Here is a 1,187-nt window from a genome sequence, read left to right as displayed (position 1 = left end):
CCTTGGTGGCGTACTTGGCGATGTAGGCCGCTACGGCCCGTTCGGTGAGTTCCTGGCCGTCGTTGAAGTCGGCGGATCGGATGGTGCGGACGTCGAGTTGACGGCCGAAGGTGAAGGTGTGGGTGCGGCCGTCGAGGGTCGGGCCGTCGATACGGACCTTGGTGGCAGCAGCGCGGATGGCGTCGGTGAGGAGTTCGGCGGTGGCCCAGGGCGGGGGCGGGGTGTCGCCGCCGTGCGGGCCGTCGAGGCGGATGACCGCGTGGAAGTGGACGGCGCCGCGCTTCTGGTACTCGGCGACCTTGGCGAAGGAGACGCGGGCATGGTCGCGTAGGCGTCGCTGCGAGAGGCCCGCGCGCTTGGCGACCTCCCGGCGGAGGTAGATCGAGAAGCGGCGCCAGAGGGCACCCGCGTGGGCGTTCCACAGGACGGCGGCTTCGTAGTCGTAGGTGTCGGGGTCGAGCGGCGCGCCGAGGGCGGTGTCGTCTGGGTCATGGTGGGTGCCGCAGCGGCAGGGGCGACCGTCGGTGCGGCGGTGCCGGGCGCGATGCCCTGCCGTTCCTTGATCAGGTCGTATCGATCCTCCATTTCCTTGACCAGGACGGGCAGCAGCTCGGCGGCTTCGTCCCGGTCGGTGGCGAGCGCAGAGAGCCTTGCCGCGAACGGCGCCAGTTCGACGCCCCGCTTGCAGTCGATTCCGACGAGGGCGACGGGCTGAGGGGCGAGTCCGGCGATGAGGTGCCGGAGGTACATGGACTTGCCGGACAGGGTTGCGCCGAGGGTGAGTTGGTGGGGAACGGTGCGGTAGTCGCGTACGAAGGGCATGGCGTCCTCGCGCAGCGCCACCGGCACCTTGAGGAACCCACCGCCGGTCTTGCGAGGCATGCGTACCCGCCGCAGGACGTCGTAGCCGACGAGCCGCAGTTCCACGACACCCGGCTTCACCGTGGTGATGTAGACGGCATGCACTCCCCAGGCGTGCCGCAACCGCTCGGCCGAGGCGGCGACGTCGGCGGGTTCCTGCCCCGGAGCGAGCCGGAGGCGAAGCCGCAGCCCGGTCGAGGTGGGACGGATGATGCCCCGGCGGGGCGGGACCGCCCGGACCTCCCGCCGGGTGGTGGCTTTGACAGCGAGGATCCGCAGCCGGGAGGGCGTGACGGTCAGGCCGCAGGCTTCCATGACGGAGCCGC

At 71.2% G+C, this 1,187-nt stretch carries 1 protein-coding gene and 1 pseudogene; both read right to left on the bottom strand.

Annotated features, from left to right (window positions below; genetic code table 11):
• On the bottom strand, positions 1 to 574 hold a 574-nt coding region (locus AC27LF_RS45485), incomplete at its 3' end, for a replication initiator (protein ID WP_479665220.1).
• Positions 532 to 1,187 (bottom strand): annotated as a pseudogene (locus AC27LF_RS45480) (FtsK/SpoIIIE domain-containing protein); the annotation flags it as partial. The pseudogene AC27LF_RS45480 and the gene AC27LF_RS45485, both read right to left, overlap by 43 nt.

This window comes from Streptomyces diversicolor, assembly GCF_057537855.1.
Note: the sequence above shows the minus strand (reverse complement) of the source record. Positions and strands in the feature narration are given on the sequence as shown.